This window comes from Myxosarcina sp. GI1(2024) (assembly GCF_053543375.1).
Genome location: NZ_JBKGTY010000010.1, coordinates 1 through 15,228 on the forward strand (window position 1 = coordinate 1; position 15,228 = coordinate 15,228).

The window sequence follows — 15,228 nt, forward strand, 5'->3', positions numbered from 1 at the left end:
CAGCAAAGGTATTCTATCTTATTTTGTCTGTTTAAATTGTTTAAGTACCGTTATGAAACAGAATGTCCAATTCTGTTTCATCAATCCGTGCGCTCTGCCCTGCCCTATCTGCTCTCTCGCTATGCATTTTCAGGCTTTGCCGGCCATAGGGGTTTATGATATTGAAACAGTAATCATGGTATCTGTTTCAAATGGCCAAAATGACCTCCTTCAACCGCTGGAAAACACGCCGCTGGATATGTGGCGATCGCCACTATACCGCCTGCCTACAGCAAGACCTGTTTGGTAGCTGGTGCATCATCAAAGCGTGGGGTAGCTGCTCTTCCGCTCGTGGCCGTAGCCAGACTGTCAATGTATGCAGCTATAGCGACGGGCTGCAGCTGATGGATGCGATCGCCGGTCGGCGCGAGAAGCGTTTGTATAGAGAGGTAGCGGCATGACCACCTCTCTCTATACCGCTGACGGGCATCGCAAGTATCAGCTCGAGGAAGAAGGGGTTTGAGTAGAGTTGTATTTTGGACATTCAATGTCTCATATTATGGACTATTTACCATTACTTTTCATCAACGCCAGAATTCGGAGCAAAGCTTAGCGAAACGACCTTGAACCTACTTACGCTAGAAAAATAGTATCTATTTATGGAGATACTCAGTTACGTTGACAATGCCTTGAAGTTCTCACTGATGAAAATTATCTGTCAATGTTTTGAGGAAAGCTACCACTGCTGCTTCTTCTTCAGCAGTCAAATCGAGATTTCCTAGTTCATTAGTGTTAACATTCTCAGGCACTTCTGGTGGCGGCCAACCCACATTACCAGATCCGGGATCGTCCGCGCTTTCGACACGTCCAAGAACATCCCGAGTATTGTAAAAATGCACGATTTCTTCAAGGGTGGCGAAAATACCATTGTGGCCATAAGGAGCAGTAAGGGCAATATTACGCAGTGTTGGCACTTTAAATTTGCCATTCTGAGAACCATCGGGATGCTTTTCCTTAATATCTGGGCGACTGCCCAAACCGAGATCTGGAGGTAGTTCTTGTTTAGCTAATTCATCGATACGAGGATTTTTGGGAATACCAAGGTTGTCATAAGTGAAATCGGTAAAGAGTGCCGGAATAGTATCCGTTGACTCACTAATATGACAGCTAGCACAGTTGGCTTTGCCGTTAAATAAATTTAAACCTAGTTTTTCTTGGTCATTTAGGTCTAAATCCCCTGCCATCCAGAGATCGTATTTTGAGTTAAATTCTACAAACAGACTAGTCGGTTCAAAGTCGGCTATGGCTACACCAAATTTTTCGTATATCGCTGGTTGAATTGCCTCGATTTTTGAGCGCAGGTCTACACCATAAAGCCGTTGAAACGCTTCCAGATAGGTTGGGTTTTCCGCAAGACGATCGAGCACTGCGTGCCGGTTAGGAAACGCCATTTCAAGAGGATTTAAAGGAGGCCCTGAAGCTTGGGCAGCAAGACTGTCGGCGCGGCCATCCCAGAATTGACCGCCCACATAGGTTTGATTAACTTCATCCCAATGAAAAGGGGGGCTAAATACCGCGTAAGCAGCACTCATAGCATTACGACGGCCAAATGCATCGGGGAGAGAACCCGGAGAGACAGGCATTTGACGGGGGTTATTGGCACTCCTTGGATCTGCAAAACCGGCAGATTTATCGTGACAGGTAACACATCCCATGTTGCGCTCGACAGAAATATTTTTATCTAAGAACAGCATCTCGCCTAGTTGAACGCTGGTGATAGGAGAGTTAGGAGAGTTAGTTGCGTTGGCACCGATTTTGTGCATACAAAACCAAGCGCTCAGAAGAATACTGAGAATAAAATAGGAAAGACGTCTTTTTTGCTTCATCATAAATATCACAAATAAAGAATCAGGATTTAACGATTGAGGGCGTTGTTCAAAAACAGGTTTTTTGCGGAAGCATAAGCAGCGTTGTTATTAGCATCTAGTCTACAGCTATAAAGAGGGGTAAGACCGAGATATGTGCGGAAAAGTGCAAGATAAGTGTCAAAGCTTTACTATATAAAGCTTTGAGGAGTAGGTCATAAATTTGGCTTACTGCGACCGCTAGCAACGAAATAATGGGCGTTTCAGGCTTCAACTTTAACCAAAAATAATTGGCTAGCTTTAGGTTCTGTTGACGTAAAGAGGCAAAGATGAGAAAGTACCTGAAGTTGCTGATTTTAGTCAAAAAATTCTTCATGAAATCTCGTGTTAAGTTGGACGATTCTGCTTGGCAGCAAATTTTCGTTGTTCTGAGCCACCAACAAGACATCCGTATCAAAGACCCCAAAGCTTGTCGTCGTTTTCTGAATGCGGTTCTCTGGATTACTCGCACAGGTGCTCAATGGCGTGAATTACCCAAACGTTTTGGCAACTGGAACAGCCTCTACAAACGATATCGGCGTTGGTGTCAGAAGGGAGTTTGGCATCGTCTCTTGCAAGAAATGTCCCACTCTGCTGACTTAGAAAGTTTAATTCCCGATAGCACCATGATTCGTGCTCATCCCTGTGCAGCAGGAGCAAAAGGGGGTCAGAAAAACACTCTTTAGGAGGTTCTTGTGGCGGATTTAGTACCAAGTTACATGCTGTGGTAGATGCGTTGGGCAATCCGCTGCGGTTGCTTCTGACTCCAGGGCAAACCGCCGATATCAGTCAAGGAGAGGCATTGGTGGCTGGTTATCGAGCTCAACAGGTAATTGCCGATAAAGGCTATGATTGTGATGCTTTTGTGGTCTTGATTGAGGAAACTGGTGCTCAAGGCGTGATTCCGCCTCGTTCTGGTCGCCTCAACCCTAGAGATTACGATTCACATCTGTACAAGGAGCGACATCTAGTTGAGTGCTTTTTTAACAAACTTAAATACTATCGTCGCGTTTTCAGCCGTTTTGACAAAACTGACGAATGTTATTTGGGATTTGCCGAATTTGCTTCGGCTTTAATTTGGTTGCGTTAATTGTGTCAACAGAACCTAATAAAAACCATTTTTTATAATTTTTAACTCAAATTTAACAGGTCCACTACTAAGCTCGACTTTATAATTAAAATTAAAACTGATTTTTTTTAAACCGCACCGCTATTTTTATCAAAAACAACCGCAATTGTTTTAAAAATTAATTTAAGATCGTATTGCAAACTCCAGTTGCGCTGATAGTGCAAATCCAATTTAATCACATCCTCAAAATTACGTACTTGCGATCTACCGTTGACTTGCCATTCTCCTGTCATACCAGGTTTGACATCTAACCTTTGCCATTCTGGTACTTGATAGACTTCTACTTCTTCTGGTGTAGGAGGACGAGTTCCCACTAAGCTCATATCGCCTTTAAAAACGTTCCAAAACTGGGGTAATTCATCCAGACTAGTGCGCCGTAGAAAACGACCGACTTTGGTAACCCGAGGATCGTTATCGTTTTTAAAAAAAGCACCACTAGCCTGATTTTCTATTTGATGCTTCATAGCTTCGGCGTTGGCATACATGGAGCGAAACTTCCAGATTTGAAACTTTTTCCCCATCCATCCGCAACGAGTTTGATGAAAAAACACCGAACCGGGACTATCGAGCTTAATGGCAACTGCTATGGGTACGAAGATAATTGCGGTAAGAGCCAAACCTACCATCGAGCCCACAATATCGATCGCTCTTTTGAACCAAGAACGTACTGAGGGATGTGTTTCTGGTCTTTCTCGATTAGACCATTTTGCCGAAGAATTAATTTTAAGTACCTCGATTAAGCCTGTCATTGACAGAGTTGCCATTACCGGAGGCTGTACCGCTTCTAAAACTAATTCTATTTCTGCTGTTCGTGCCGCTTTATAATTGGCGACCAATGCCCCGATCCCGCTACTATCAATAAATCTGGTTTGACCAAAGTCTAAAATTAACTTTTGATGGGTTTTAACTCGGGTTAGCAGTTGGCACACGGTTTGTTTGAAGGCTACTGCTTCTAACAAAGTTAGACGCTCTGGGAGTTCGACGACAGGATTGTCCTGGGAATATGTAATGGGAAATTCAATTTTAGAAGTTTTATCGGTCATTACTTCTTGAGTTTAACTTATAGCCTACAACCAGAAATCGTTAATCGAGAGTTGTTTGATGAAGATTACCCCATCTGGGCGCTCGAACAAGTTTCACCGCCTAACATCCTTTAATGCTTGCCTAAAAAATAAACATTCAAACAATATTTATTATTTAGGTTAGATTATTCTAAATACACATGTATATTATATTATTGGTAGGCTAGCTTCGCTCTACGATTTTATAATTCAATGCAGATTATAGCTCGAATAAATTTTTAATCGTCTAAACCCTCGCGAACAATGTCTTAGCTTTTTGCGAGACGATTGACACGCAGATAGAAAAAACAACTCTCTCCTTTGTTGCGCTATTTAGGGCTCGGGAAACCCGAGCGAGTTAGATCGCTTTTACAGCGGCGGGTGTTGCTTAACTTCTTCCTAAAGGTTCGCTGCTACGTTCTTTCATTCGCGCTTTAGCTTTAGAGGCACTACGACGTAGAGACTGTAAACGTTCTTCGTATTTTTTACGTCGGCGACGACTGGGAGTTTGTTCGATGAGAGTTTTTAAAGCACTACCCAGACTTTTATAAGCATTGGGTAAAGAATAACCAAACCGAGTTGCTAGGGCAATGGCTTTTTCGTCTGCTTCAATTGCTTCTGTGAGAGTTTTTTCAGCATTGTTTTTTTGCCAGAGTCGATAGCCAGAAACGCCGCACAAAGACAGAGCTAGTAAAAGCAACAGACCATCTTGCACCCACAGTTCCCCTACGGCACCACCCAAACCGATCGCCAAAGCTGCCATTTCCCATCCTTCTCGAGGAATGGTATCGTTTTGAATTCTGGCTACTTCATGCCAAAACAGTAAGTTGCGCTGATCGATCGCCAAACTATCCCATTTTGCCAAATCGATCTGAATTTCGATTTCGTCTTTACCGATTTCTTCACTGCGAATTAGAGGGGGGTTTACTTCTGTCGTACCTTCGACAATTACCCAGCTTTGTAGTTCGGGAGGCAATAGAGTTTTTAAACGTCGTAGTTCGTTTATTTCTGCTCTAGCTGAGGTTGCATAACTCATATTAGATTTACCAATAATTAAATTTCGAGTCTAAATTTTGTAGTCTAGCTACTTTTTTTATCATATCCAAATTTATCGGCTCGATAAAATACCTATAGCTTCGAGAATTCTCAGACCTAGTAATTTTCTAGTAAATAAATTCTCCAGCCAGCTTTAACCGCTGGTAAACTTAGTTGAAGTTTAAAACTCGGAACGGTTGTTTATATGTTTAAGCAGCGCGATCGCTATTTGACATCGATGGTTTTTTTGGGCTTAGGCATTTTGTCTAGCTGGATTTTGAGTTATTCGCTCGAACATATTGCTGCTTGGGCTAGTTCTCCTCAGCTCGTAAGCCAAGCCAATAATGGAGTCGAACTAGGAGCGACAGTATCTCAAGTCAACTGGTTTCAAGCAATTGTCTTGGGTTTCGTTCAAGGGGCAACTGAATTCATTCCGATCAGCAGCACGGCGCACCTTAAAGCCGTACCGGTATTTTTAGGTTGGGGCGATCCTGGAGTGGCTTTTGCCGCAACGATCCAGTTGGGCAGTATTGCTGCAGTCCTGTGGTATTTTTGGGCGGATTTAACCCAAATTACCAGGGGGATGATAACCGCAGTAGCTAAATCCAATTACCAATCTCAAGATTTTTGGCTGGCGGTAGGAATTGCGGTAGGAACGATTCCGATCGTGATTGCTGGTTTGGGAATTAAGATTTTTATTCCCGATTTCGATAATTCTCCTCTCCGCAGCATGACGGCGATCGCCATTGCTTCGATTGTCATGGCTTTGTTGCTGGCTTTAGCTGAAACGGTGGGCAATCAAAAACGGGATTTTAAGGATTTAACGGCAAAAGATGGGGTTGTTGTGGGCATAGCTCAGGTTTTAGCTTTAATACCTGGAGTATCTCGTTCTGGTTCGACGATAACCGCGGGATTGTTTTACAACTTAGAACGGGCGACAGCGGCGCGGTTTTCTTTTTTGTTGGGTATTCCTGCTATTACTCTAGCAGGGTTGGTAGAGTTAAACAGCCTATTAGAAGAGTCCGGTACGGGAAATTCGGGATTGGTACCTTTAATCGCGGGGTTAATTTCTTCGGCAATATTTTCTTATTTGGCGATCGCCTGGCTAATTAAATTTTTACAGAACAGAAGTACTTGGGTATTTGTCTGGTACCGATTGGGCTTCGGGGTGTTTATTTTAATCGCTTTGGGTTTGGATTGGCTGTAAATAGCTAACGAATTAGCTAGAATATAAACCGCTGCGATAACTAGCTTTGAAGAGACGCTCGCAACTATTAACTATTTATGAGTCAAGCTTCGATTCAACCAGCTAAGATAAATAAAGTTCTACCGGGTTCGATCGCCGCGGAGATTGGCTTTGAACCTGGAGATGCGATCGTTTCGATTAACCATACCCGTCCCCGCGACTTAATCGACTATCGCTTTCTCTGTAGCGATGAATATTTGGAATTAGAAGTAGTTGACGAGTCTGGTAAAACTCATTGGGTAGAAATCGAAAAAGATTATGATGACGATTTGGGCTTAGAATTTGCCACTGCTTTGTTTGATGGCTTGATTCAGTGCAATAATCGCTGTCCTTTTTGTTTTATCGACCAACAGCCCCCAGGTAAACGGGAAAGTCTTTACTACAAAGACGACGATTATCGTCTCAGTTTTCTTTATGGCAGCTATCTCACTCTAACTAATCTGACCGAAGCCGAATGGCGCAGGATCGAACAGTTGCGTCTGTCACCTTTATATGTTTCCGTACACGCTACCGAACCAGAAGTCAGAAATCGTCTCTTAAAAAATCCCCGTGCGGGACAAATTATGTCTCAGTTACGATGGTTTCAGGAAAGACGCTTGCAACTCCACGCTCAAGTAGTAGTTTGTCCCGGTATTAACGATGGGATACATTTAGAGAGAACTTTACTCGATTTAGCCTCTTTTCATCAGGGCGAACTGCCTACTGTAGCTTCGGTGGCGGTAGTTCCCGTCGGTTTGACTCGTTTTCGCCCCCCAGAGGATGAATTAACACCCCTCAGTCAGCAACAAGCTGCCGAGGTAATCAATTCCGTAGGGCAACTACAGTCAAAGTTTCGCCAACAGTTTGGTAGTAACTTAGTTTGGTTAGCAGATGAATGGTTTTTAATGGCCAGACAGAAAGTTCCTTCAGAGTCTCACTATGAGGAATATCCTCAAATTGGTAACGGTGTAGGCTCAATTCGTCTGTTTCTTGAGGAATTTCAAGCTACAGCCAACCAGATGTTGCCCAAAAGTATCGCTAAATTCCGTTGCTTGACTTGGGTAGTAGGTAATGCTGTAGAACGGGCTTTTCAACCTCTAGTGGCAAGATTAAATATGGTAGAGGGGCTGAGAGTTAACTTAGTTGCCTTGCGTAGTGAGTATTGGGGACAGGATATTACAGTAACTGGTTTGTTAACGGGACAAGATTTACTCGCCGGTTTGAGCGAGCGAGAATTGGGCGATGGAGTGTTATTACCTTCTGTAATGCTGAAGCATGACGATACTAGATTTTTAGACGATTTCACTGTCAAAGAGCTAGGCGATCGCTTGAGTATAGATATATTTCCCGTCAGTAGTGTTAGGGAATTAATTGAAAAATGTCTTGTTTGAGTTAATTTGTGTCTTGGGTAGTGCTAAAGATGTAATGAAGCATTATAGTAATGCACGAAGTGCCAGATAGCACCTAGATGATTCTCTAATGATTTGGAAAATGATAGGGTTTTTCCCACTAATCGAGATACTCTTTGTCTAAGAGTATTGTTAAACCGTTCAATATAACTTGTTCTTCCTGTTTCTTTTCCCACTGCTTGATGGGGTTGTTGAGGAAATACCGTCTCATAAGCTGCCCAAAAATCAGACGATAGACAGGAGGTAGCGAATTCCACAGTTCTGGCGCTGCTTGTTCGCTGCGATTGCGCTCCGCGCAGTGGCAAAGCCAATCGCCAATTGTTACCCCAACGATTTCACGAGTTTTGGAATCCAAAGCTAACCAGACCCATTGTTTATTTCCTTGATGGTCTACAAATGACACGGGGCTTTCAAGGTGCGGAACCTGTGTCCGCACACAGCCCCTCCACATTGCATCACACTGCTTCGTCAATTTCCCCTTTTTTTGGGTGTGACTTTTATTTCTCTGGGAACTAGAGCATATTTATTTATGGTTAACATAGGTTTGAAGCCACTTTTCTGACACTTCAACTGCTCGTGCAATACCTGCCAAAGAAATTCTTTCTAATCAGAGCCTGTCAATCAACTCCCGTTTCTCTTGATTAACGACGATTTTTTGCGGTTTCTCTACAAATTGACGATGACATTGATTACATCTAAACCTTTGTTTTCCGTTGTGAATCCGACCATTTTTGACAATTTTCTCAGAATGGCAGCTTGGACAAGTAGGCTTTGCTCTCGAGTTATTTAAGCTCGACGTTTATTTTAGATCGTTACTTCTACAGGACTACCGATAATTTTTAGAGCGAAATAGCTGGAATTGTAGCTTTCGAACAATTGAATTTTTAAAGTATTGTTCGCTCGCCAATTACCTCGTCGGTCTTAGCTGCGGCTAAATTGGTCTGGCGAAAGTCGGCATTGATTAAAATGGCTCTTCTAAAATTGGCTCCTGCTAAATTGGCACCGCGAAAATCAGTTTTGGTGAGATTGGCACCGCTAAAGTCGGCTCCTTGCAAATTGGCATTTTTGAAACTGGAATAGCTGCAGTTCGTCCATCGAAAATCTGCACCAATAGCGATCGCCTCACTGAGATCGACGGCAAATAAATAAGCTCGGCAAAAATGAGCGGCGATCGCCTTGAGACGATGTAAATTAGTTTTGTAAAAATGGGTCTCTTGAAGTTCGGCTTCGTAAAAATTAGCCGCTGCTAAATTAGCTTCCATAAAATTGGCTTGAGTTAGCTCGGCTTCACTAAGATTGCTGCGATCGAGCTTGGCTCCGATAAAACTAGCCTGGTAGAAATTGGCTTTTCTCATCGAAGTTCCAATCAGATTGGCATGGTAGAAATTTGCCCGTTGACAGTTAGCTCGACGTAAATCTGCACCAATTAAATTACTCAGACTGAGATCGGCAGCGATTAGGTTGGCAAAACGTAGGTCGCTATTGCTTAAATTGGCTTGTTGTAAATTGGCATCGCTCAATTCGGCTGCCTGCAGATTAGCACTGCTGAGGTCGGCATCACTCAATCCTGCCGCACGCAAATTAGCGCGAGTTAAATTAGCTTTCGCCAGATAAACTTCTCGCAAACAAATGCCGCTGAGATTGGCATCAATCAGATCTGGTTCTTGGCGATCGCCATCGTCGATCCATTCAATCCAGCTTTGAGTACCTCGTTTTAATCTCGTTAAGTGTTCTACATTTGCCATCTCCATTACCTCCGCTATGCTAGCGGCTACTGCACTCCGATCTACTATCGCTCATTAAGATCTTTATTATCCCTCGAATTAGTCTTTGACTGTTCTCGATACTAGAAATAGAAATTAAACTGGAGCTATTCATGCCCATTTTGGCTAAAACTATCTCGTCCCGCTACGCTTTCAATTGCTGTTAAAGCTGCCTGGGAACCAGCGATGATATCTCTTTCTTCTCCTCCTAAATACAATCGCCCAAAACTACCTACTGCATTGACCTGAAGAATATTAATCAGTGCTGCTTTTTCTGCTTCATTAGCTGCTAGCGCGGCATAGGCGGCAGGCTGAACTTCTAAAACGTAAAGAGTTTGTCCCGCTAACAACATCTGACCGCGACGATTGCGGTTGACCAACTGAGCTTGATAAGCATCGATATTGCGAATGATTTGACTAGAGACTACTTTTGGTTTGAGACAATCGCTTTGACTGGCTTCTAAAGCCTGTAAAATTGCTCTTCCGGCCGCTCTAACTTCTCCTTGTTTGTTGGCATGAATTTCTAACAAACCATACAATCTCTCGACAAATTGAACTCCCGGTCTAACTACAGCCGCCTTGAGAGCTACATCCGTAATTCGATTAATTTCAATACCAGGAGAAATTTCGATCCACAAAGAGGCATCTCCAGGCAAAGGTAAAAAACCCAACGCTACAGTACCAATATATGCTGCGTGCTGGAGTTGTAATCTGTCTAAATATACATAACTGCGAAGTTCTACACCCAAAGCATCAATCCTCTTCTCCAAAATTAAGTCCAGACCACCAAAGTAATCTTCGACCATTCTCCAGCTAAGCAGTTTCTGTCTGCAATTGTAAAGACTCAATTGCTATTTGAGAGGCTAAACTAAAATTTAATCCCCTCAGCTCGTTTGGTAGCAAATAACTGAAAAGGAGGTTATATTTTAGGCTTGATATTTTCTGTTTCTTTCAGACTTAACGAATACCTAGTTCGTTGGACGCTCACGTATATTTAACCGAAAATATTATAAATTTATTTTGTTTGGTAAGAGTGAGCGAGCTTCAATCTTGTTAGGTAAAACTTAAAAATTTCGACTGTAATTTTAAAGTATGCAGAGATGAATCCATTTTTATTTGTAACTGACTTGGACAATACATTAGTTGGAGATGATGGAGCTTTAAAAACTCTCAATCAACTCTTAGCCGCTCACCGCCAACAGTTTGGCACTAAGATCGTTTATGCCACCGGACGTTCTCTCTATCTCTATCGGCTACTGGCAAAAGCGAAATTTTTGTTACCTCCAGATGCTTTAATTACTTCTGTCGGTACAGAAATGTATTTCGATTCGAAGCGAGAAGTTTGCGATCCTGAGTGGGCAGAGATTTTGTCTCAGGGATGGAATCGCGAAGAAATAGTATCGATTGCAAGTAATATAAAAGAGCTACAGTTTCAGCCCGATTCCGAACAAAATCCGTTTAAGATTAGTTATTATCTAGCGCAATCGATAGCCGAGGAAGTAATCGATAAATTAAAAACCAAGCTGAGCGACCGCGGTTATCAAGTAAAATTAATTTACAGTGGCGGTCAAGATTTAGATTTATTACCTCCTAATGGTGATAAGGGTTTGGCGGTCAAATTTCTACGAGAGCGATGGAATATTGCTGCTGCTAAAACCGTGACTTGCGGCGATTCTGGCAATGATATCGCTCTATTAGCAGGTGAAGAAAAAGGAATTATTGTCGGTAATGCCAAACCCGAATTAAGTCAGTGGTATCGAAAAAACCAACATCAATCTCTATATTTTGCTCGGGCAGCTTGTGCTGGAGGAATTTTAGAAGGCTTGAGATATTTCAAGTTTCTTGAAAGTTAATTGCCAACTTTTTAGCTCGCAACCTTACTAATGATTAGTTATCTTAAAGGAAAGACCGCCGAGATTATTAAAACTACTAACAATCGCCTCATCTTAGTCTTAGAAGTTAATCACATCGGCTACGAAATTCAAATTCCTTCGCGTTTGGCACGTCAGCTATCGAGCGAAAACCCGGAACCCGTAAGAATTTTTACTCATTTGCAAATACAAGAAGACAGACAAGTTCTCTATGGTTTTGCCACTGCAGCAGAAAGAGATTTATTTCGTCAGTTAGTGGGGGTTAGCGGTATTGGAATGCAGTTGGGAATTGCAGCGATCGATACTTTGGGAATTTCCGATTTAGTAGGAGCGATCGTTTCGGGTAATGTCTCTACACTGTGTAAAATTCCTGGAGTAGGCAAAAAGACTGCTGAACGGATCGCCCTCGAATTAAAAACCAAACTCGCTCAATGGCGAAAACTAGCTGGAGTAGAAATCAAAACATCTAGCTCTTCTTTGATGCCTCAGCCAGAAATTCTCGAAGATTTGGAAATGACTTTACTGGCTTTAGGATACACCAATGAAGAGATCGAACAGGCAATTAACGCGATCGCCCAAAACGAGCTACTGTTAAAAAATCCCAATGTTGAAGAGTGGATTAGAAGTGCCATTGCTTGGTTTGGCGAATAACTTCAAGATTCATACTCAACGTGGTAAGCAAGATTAAGTATCTCTGCTCAGCAATTCTCTGACTGCCTCTCTAATAAATCTCTCATCTTCAGGGTTTTGAGCGGGATTGCCTGCCCGATGTCCCCAAATTGAGGGAATGGGGCGATATTCGGCATTGGGAATTAATTGGGCTTCAGTATGACAGTCTTCAGGAGTGAAATATAAATCTGTCGTTCCTGGCATTATTAAAGTTGTAGCGGCGATCGACTGTAGTGCTCGTTGATAATCTCCTCGGTAAGTTGGGTTATCGCTGACATCGCAGTGCAGCCAGGTGTCGATCGCTGCCAATAAATCGTGAGGATCCCGTCTGCGGTAGTTAGCTTCCCATCCTCGCAGCAAATAATCTTCTAAAGTCGCGTATCCAAACTGATAATAAATTCCCTCTCGATAGTATGCCTGAGATGCCGCCCAACTGGCATAAATGCGGGCAAAAGCTCGAAAACCGCGCTCTGGTATACTCTCAAACTTAGTGCCATTCCAAGCAGGATCGGCGGTTAGTGCAGTACGCAGGCTTTGTAGAAAAACTTTATTGTGATCGGTAGTACGAGCGGTGCCACAGAGGACAACGATACGCTCGACGCGATCGCGATATAATCCTCCCCAATGATAGGCTTGCTGCGCCCCCATCGACCAACCATAGACTAATGCTAGCTTTTCAATTTGAAATACTTCTCTTAACAACTGTTCTTGGGCGCGAACGTTATCTAAATGGGTAAACCAAAACCCCGTTTCTGCCAAACCACAAACTTCACAGTTACTTGGAGAACTGGACAAACCATTGCCAAACATATTGGGAATGATAATAAAATACTGGCTCGGATCGAGAATACTGTCAGGACGAATTAACCAGTCAATATCTGTATGTTGCGCTCCGTAGGAAGTCGGATAGAGAATGGCATTAGTGCGATCGCTGTTTAGTTCTCCGTAAGTTTGGTAAACTATGGTTGCTTCTGGCAATATCGCACCGCACTGCAAAGAGAAATCGGCGATCGTCAATTGGCTCTCCTTGTTCTTCATGAGATTAATTCTCAAAAGTCACTGGAGACTTAGCATAGATTATGCACATATTAAAACTGCCTCAAAAATCTTAAATCGCTATTATACAAACGGCGAATATCGTCAATTTGGTGTAATACCATGGCAAATCTCTCTACACCAAAACCCGCAGCAAACCCCGCGTATACTTCAGGATCGTAACCGACTGCTTTGAGTACGTTAGGGTCTACCATACCGCAACCCATGACTTCCAACCATTTTCCTTGCCACTGCACGTCTACTTCGGCTGAGGGTTCGGTGAAGGGGAAGTAGCTGGCGCGAAACTGAACTGGTAACTCCGAACCGAACATTCGCTGTAAGAATTCTTTAATCGTACCTTTGAGATCGGTAAATTTTAATCCTTTGTCTACTGCTAATATTTCTACCTGATGGAAGACTGCTGAATGAGTAGCATCAACCGTATCGCGGCGATATACGCGACCGGGGGCAATAATTCTTATTGGCGGTTCGTGATTCTCCATGTAGCGAATTTGCACCGAGGAAGTATGTGTACGTAGTAAGTTTCCCCCTGGCAAATAAAAAGTATCCTGCATATCTCTAGCGGGGTGGTCTGGGGGAGTATTGAGAGCCTCAAAGTTATAATAGTCACTTTCTATCTGAGGTCCCGTAGCAACCGTATAACCCAAACCGACAAAAATATCTAAAACGCGATCGACCGTACCATTTAGGGGATGAATTCTACCCAAAGGACGACTGACTCCAGGCATAGTAACGTCAATAGTTTCAGCGGCGATCTTGGCGGCAATTTCTGCTTGCTGTAGTTTATCTTTTTGCTGGTCTAATTTAGTTTGAATTGCCTCTTTGACCACGTTAGCTTTATTACCTACAGCAGGACGTTCTTCGGGGCTTAATTTACCCATTCCTCGCAAAATTTGGGATAGTTGTCCCTTTTTGCCTAAATATCGAACTCTGATTTGTTCTAGTTCATCTAAGCTACTAGAACCAGCGATCGCACTGATGGCTTCGGTTTGTAGTTTTTCTAGTTGGAACTGAATGGGGGAGGTACTCATTACTAATTAGATTTACAATTTGGAGGGATCGAAGATAGATGTTATTTAATTGCGGCACATCTTAGTTTACCGAAAATTACCAGCCAAATATTTAACCAGGTTAAAAAATACTCTATTACTGTTAAACATGACTGACCGACAATCGCTTAATATTTTAATCAGCAACGATGATGGTATTTTTGCTTTAGGAGTGCGGGCTCTTGCCAATACACTAGCCCAAGCAGGTTACCAAATTACCGTCGTCTGTCCCGATCGCGAACGTTCGGCAACAGGACACGGACTGACTATCCATCACCCACTTCGCGCCGAGCAGATCGATTCGATGTTTGACGAGAGAGTTACTGCCTGGTCTTGTTCTGGTACCCCTGCCGACTGCGTCAAGTTTGCTCTCAATGCAGTATGTAGCGATCGCCCCAGTTTGGTTCTGTCGGGGATCAATCACGGTCCCAATCTCGGTACAGATGTATTGTATTCGGGAACGGTTTCGGCGGCGATGGAAGGTGCTTTAGAAGGAATACCCAGTGTCGCTTTAAGTTTGGCAAGCTTTAGCAACTTTGAGTTTCAAACTGCCGCTAATGTCGCGCTTAAGTTAGTCAATCGCCTAGTCAAAACTGAGTTTTCCCAACCGCCCTTACTCAGCGTCAATATTCCGCCAGTAGACGAAACAGAGATTGCGGGAATGCTGGTCACTCGTCAGGGATTGCGCCGCTACATCGAAAAGTTTGAAAAAAGACTCGATCCTCGTGGCAAAAGCTACTATTGGCTGGCAGGAGAGATTGTTGAAGATATCGAGCAACCAATAGATAACAACTTACCGCCCTATATTTTGACTGACGTACAGGCAATCCGCGAGCATTATGTTACTATTACCCCTTTACAATATAATTTAACTAACGCCGCGATCGCCAAACAGCTTTACGGACAAAATTGGCTGAAAGTGTAATATGGTTTATTTTTTAGTTAATACAAATGATTAGTAGGGAGATGGGGAGATAAGGAAATAGGGAGAAATTATCTGTCTCATGACTAGTGGAGCTTAGCTTAAATACAACCACGATTAAGATGGTCTCAATTTATTTACCGCTCGGCTTGGCTA

Annotated in this window: 14 protein-coding genes and 1 pseudogene; 6 read left to right on the forward strand and 9 right to left on the reverse strand. The window is 42.9% G+C overall.

Annotated features, from left to right (window positions below; translation table 11 throughout):
- Positions 1-266: 266 nt before the first annotated feature.
- A complete protein-coding gene (locus ACLFKQ_RS25185; RefSeq protein WP_449002431.1) occupies positions 267-527 on the reverse strand; it encodes a hypothetical protein in 261 nt (86 codons plus the stop codon).
- A gap of 150 nt (positions 528-677) precedes the next feature.
- Complete coding sequence (locus ACLFKQ_RS25190; RefSeq protein WP_449002432.1) at positions 678-1,868, reverse strand: cytochrome-c peroxidase; 1,191 nt, start codon at positions 1,866-1,868, stop codon at positions 678-680.
- 350 nt (positions 1,869-2,218) lie between these two features.
- Here ACLFKQ_RS25190 and ACLFKQ_RS25195 point away from each other — a divergent pair.
- Positions 2,219-2,973 (forward strand): IS5 family transposase gene (locus tag ACLFKQ_RS25195; protein ID WP_448998612.1). Its coding sequence is split into 2 segments (ribosomal slippage): positions 2,219-2,539 and positions 2,542-2,973, totalling 753 coding nucleotides; the frame shifts between segments, so codons are not numbered across the junction.
- A gap of 107 nt (positions 2,974-3,080) precedes the next feature.
- On the opposite strand, the gene ACLFKQ_RS25200 is transcribed toward ACLFKQ_RS25195, so the two are convergent.
- Both ACLFKQ_RS25200 and ACLFKQ_RS25205 read right to left on the reverse strand, forming a co-directional pair.
- Positions 3,081-4,055 (reverse strand): sugar transferase, encoded by a 975-nt coding sequence (locus ACLFKQ_RS25200; RefSeq protein ID WP_449002433.1) that lies wholly within the window; start codon positions 4,053-4,055, stop codon positions 3,081-3,083.
- A 406-nt stretch (positions 4,056-4,461) separates the two neighbouring features.
- Positions 4,462-5,109, reverse strand: a complete 648-nt coding sequence (locus ACLFKQ_RS25205) for a DUF3318 domain-containing protein (protein ID WP_449002434.1) — start codon at positions 5,107-5,109, stop codon at positions 4,462-4,464.
- Between the two features lie 204 nt (positions 5,110-5,313).
- Between ACLFKQ_RS25205 and ACLFKQ_RS25210 the strand changes: the two genes are divergently transcribed.
- Together ACLFKQ_RS25210 and ACLFKQ_RS25215 are read left to right on the forward strand one after the other, a co-directional pair.
- A complete protein-coding gene (locus tag ACLFKQ_RS25210) occupies positions 5,314-6,315 on the forward strand; it encodes an undecaprenyl-diphosphate phosphatase (protein ID WP_449002435.1) in 1,002 nt (333 codons plus the stop codon).
- A 77-nt stretch (positions 6,316-6,392) separates the two neighbouring features.
- Positions 6,393-7,724 (forward strand): TIGR03279 family radical SAM protein, encoded by a 1,332-nt coding sequence (locus ACLFKQ_RS25215; RefSeq protein WP_449002436.1) that lies wholly within the window; start codon positions 6,393-6,395, stop codon positions 7,722-7,724.
- 23 nt (positions 7,725-7,747) lie between these two features.
- On the opposite strand, the pseudogene ACLFKQ_RS25220 reads toward ACLFKQ_RS25215, so the two are convergent.
- The 3 genes and pseudogenes from ACLFKQ_RS25220 to ACLFKQ_RS25230 all read right to left on the reverse strand — a co-directional run bounded on the left by ACLFKQ_RS25220 (position 7,748) and on the right by ACLFKQ_RS25230 (position 10,254).
- A pseudogene (locus tag ACLFKQ_RS25220) lies at positions 7,748-8,481 on the reverse strand (IS1 family transposase).
- Positions 8,482-8,626: 145 nt separating this feature from the next.
- Positions 8,627-9,487: a pentapeptide repeat-containing protein gene (locus tag ACLFKQ_RS25225; protein ID WP_449002437.1), complete on the reverse strand. Its 861-nt coding sequence runs from the start codon at positions 9,485-9,487 to the stop codon at positions 8,627-8,629.
- A gap of 125 nt (positions 9,488-9,612) precedes the next feature.
- On the reverse strand, positions 9,613-10,254 hold the full coding sequence (locus ACLFKQ_RS25230) for a hypothetical protein (protein ID WP_449002581.1): 642 nt from the start codon (positions 10,252-10,254) through the stop codon (positions 9,613-9,615).
- Between the two features lie 351 nt (positions 10,255-10,605).
- Between ACLFKQ_RS25230 and ACLFKQ_RS25235 the strand changes: the two genes are divergently transcribed.
- Both ACLFKQ_RS25235 and ruvA read left to right on the forward strand, forming a co-directional pair.
- Positions 10,606-11,358 carry a sucrose-phosphate phosphatase gene (locus ACLFKQ_RS25235; RefSeq protein ID WP_449002438.1) on the forward strand — a complete coding sequence of 251 codons (753 nt, stop codon included), beginning with the start codon at positions 10,606-10,608 and terminating at the stop codon, positions 11,356-11,358.
- A 30-nt stretch (positions 11,359-11,388) separates the two neighbouring features.
- Positions 11,389-12,027, forward strand: a complete 639-nt coding sequence (gene ruvA / locus ACLFKQ_RS25240) for a Holliday junction branch migration protein RuvA (protein ID WP_449002439.1) — start codon at positions 11,389-11,391, stop codon at positions 12,025-12,027.
- Positions 12,028-12,060: 33 nt separating this feature from the next.
- Here the strand turns inward: ruvA and ACLFKQ_RS25245 are convergent, their stop codons facing one another.
- Both ACLFKQ_RS25245 and pheS read right to left on the reverse strand, forming a co-directional pair.
- The gene (locus ACLFKQ_RS25245) at positions 12,061-13,083 is read right to left on the reverse strand and encodes an alpha/beta fold hydrolase (RefSeq protein ID WP_449002440.1); all 1,023 of its coding nucleotides are present in this window, start codon (positions 13,081-13,083) and stop codon (positions 12,061-12,063) included.
- Positions 13,084-13,133: 50 nt separating this feature from the next.
- Positions 13,134-14,132 (reverse strand): phenylalanine--tRNA ligase subunit alpha, encoded by a 999-nt coding sequence (gene pheS, locus ACLFKQ_RS25250; protein ID WP_449002441.1) that lies wholly within the window; start codon positions 14,130-14,132, stop codon positions 13,134-13,136.
- 127 nt (positions 14,133-14,259) lie between these two features.
- Here pheS and surE point away from each other — a divergent pair, with 127 nt between their 5' ends.
- Positions 14,260-15,075: a 5'/3'-nucleotidase SurE gene (surE, locus tag ACLFKQ_RS25255; protein ID WP_449002442.1), complete on the forward strand. Its 816-nt coding sequence runs from the start codon at positions 14,260-14,262 to the stop codon at positions 15,073-15,075.
- Positions 15,076-15,228 lie beyond the last annotated feature (153 nt).

Excerpts from the sequence above, each read along its gene's own strand:
- ACLFKQ_RS25190 (WP_449002432.1), bottom strand. The coding sequence starts at position 1,868 with ATGATGAAGCAAAAAAGACGTCTTTCCTATTTTATTCTCAGTATTCTT.
- ACLFKQ_RS25200 (WP_449002433.1), bottom strand. The coding sequence starts at position 4,055 with ATGACCGATAAAACTTCTAAAATTGAATTTCCCATTACATATTCCCAG.
- ACLFKQ_RS25205 (WP_449002434.1), bottom strand. The coding sequence starts at position 5,109 with ATGAGTTATGCAACCTCAGCTAGAGCAGAAATAAACGAACTACGACGT.
- ACLFKQ_RS25210 (WP_449002435.1), top strand. The coding sequence starts at position 5,314 with ATGTTTAAGCAGCGCGATCGCTATTTGACATCGATGGTTTTTTTGGGC.
- ACLFKQ_RS25215 (WP_449002436.1), top strand. The coding sequence starts at position 6,393 with ATGAGTCAAGCTTCGATTCAACCAGCTAAGATAAATAAAGTTCTACCG.
- ACLFKQ_RS25225 (WP_449002437.1), bottom strand. The coding sequence starts at position 9,487 with ATGGCAAATGTAGAACACTTAACGAGATTAAAACGAGGTACTCAAAGC.
- ACLFKQ_RS25235 (WP_449002438.1), top strand. The coding sequence starts at position 10,606 with ATGAATCCATTTTTATTTGTAACTGACTTGGACAATACATTAGTTGGA.
- ruvA (WP_449002439.1), top strand. The coding sequence starts at position 11,389 with ATGATTAGTTATCTTAAAGGAAAGACCGCCGAGATTATTAAAACTACT.
- ACLFKQ_RS25245 (WP_449002440.1), bottom strand. The coding sequence starts at position 13,083 with ATGAAGAACAAGGAGAGCCAATTGACGATCGCCGATTTCTCTTTGCAG.
- pheS (WP_449002441.1), bottom strand. The coding sequence starts at position 14,132 with ATGAGTACCTCCCCCATTCAGTTCCAACTAGAAAAACTACAAACCGAA.
- surE (WP_449002442.1), top strand. The coding sequence starts at position 14,260 with ATGACTGACCGACAATCGCTTAATATTTTAATCAGCAACGATGATGGT.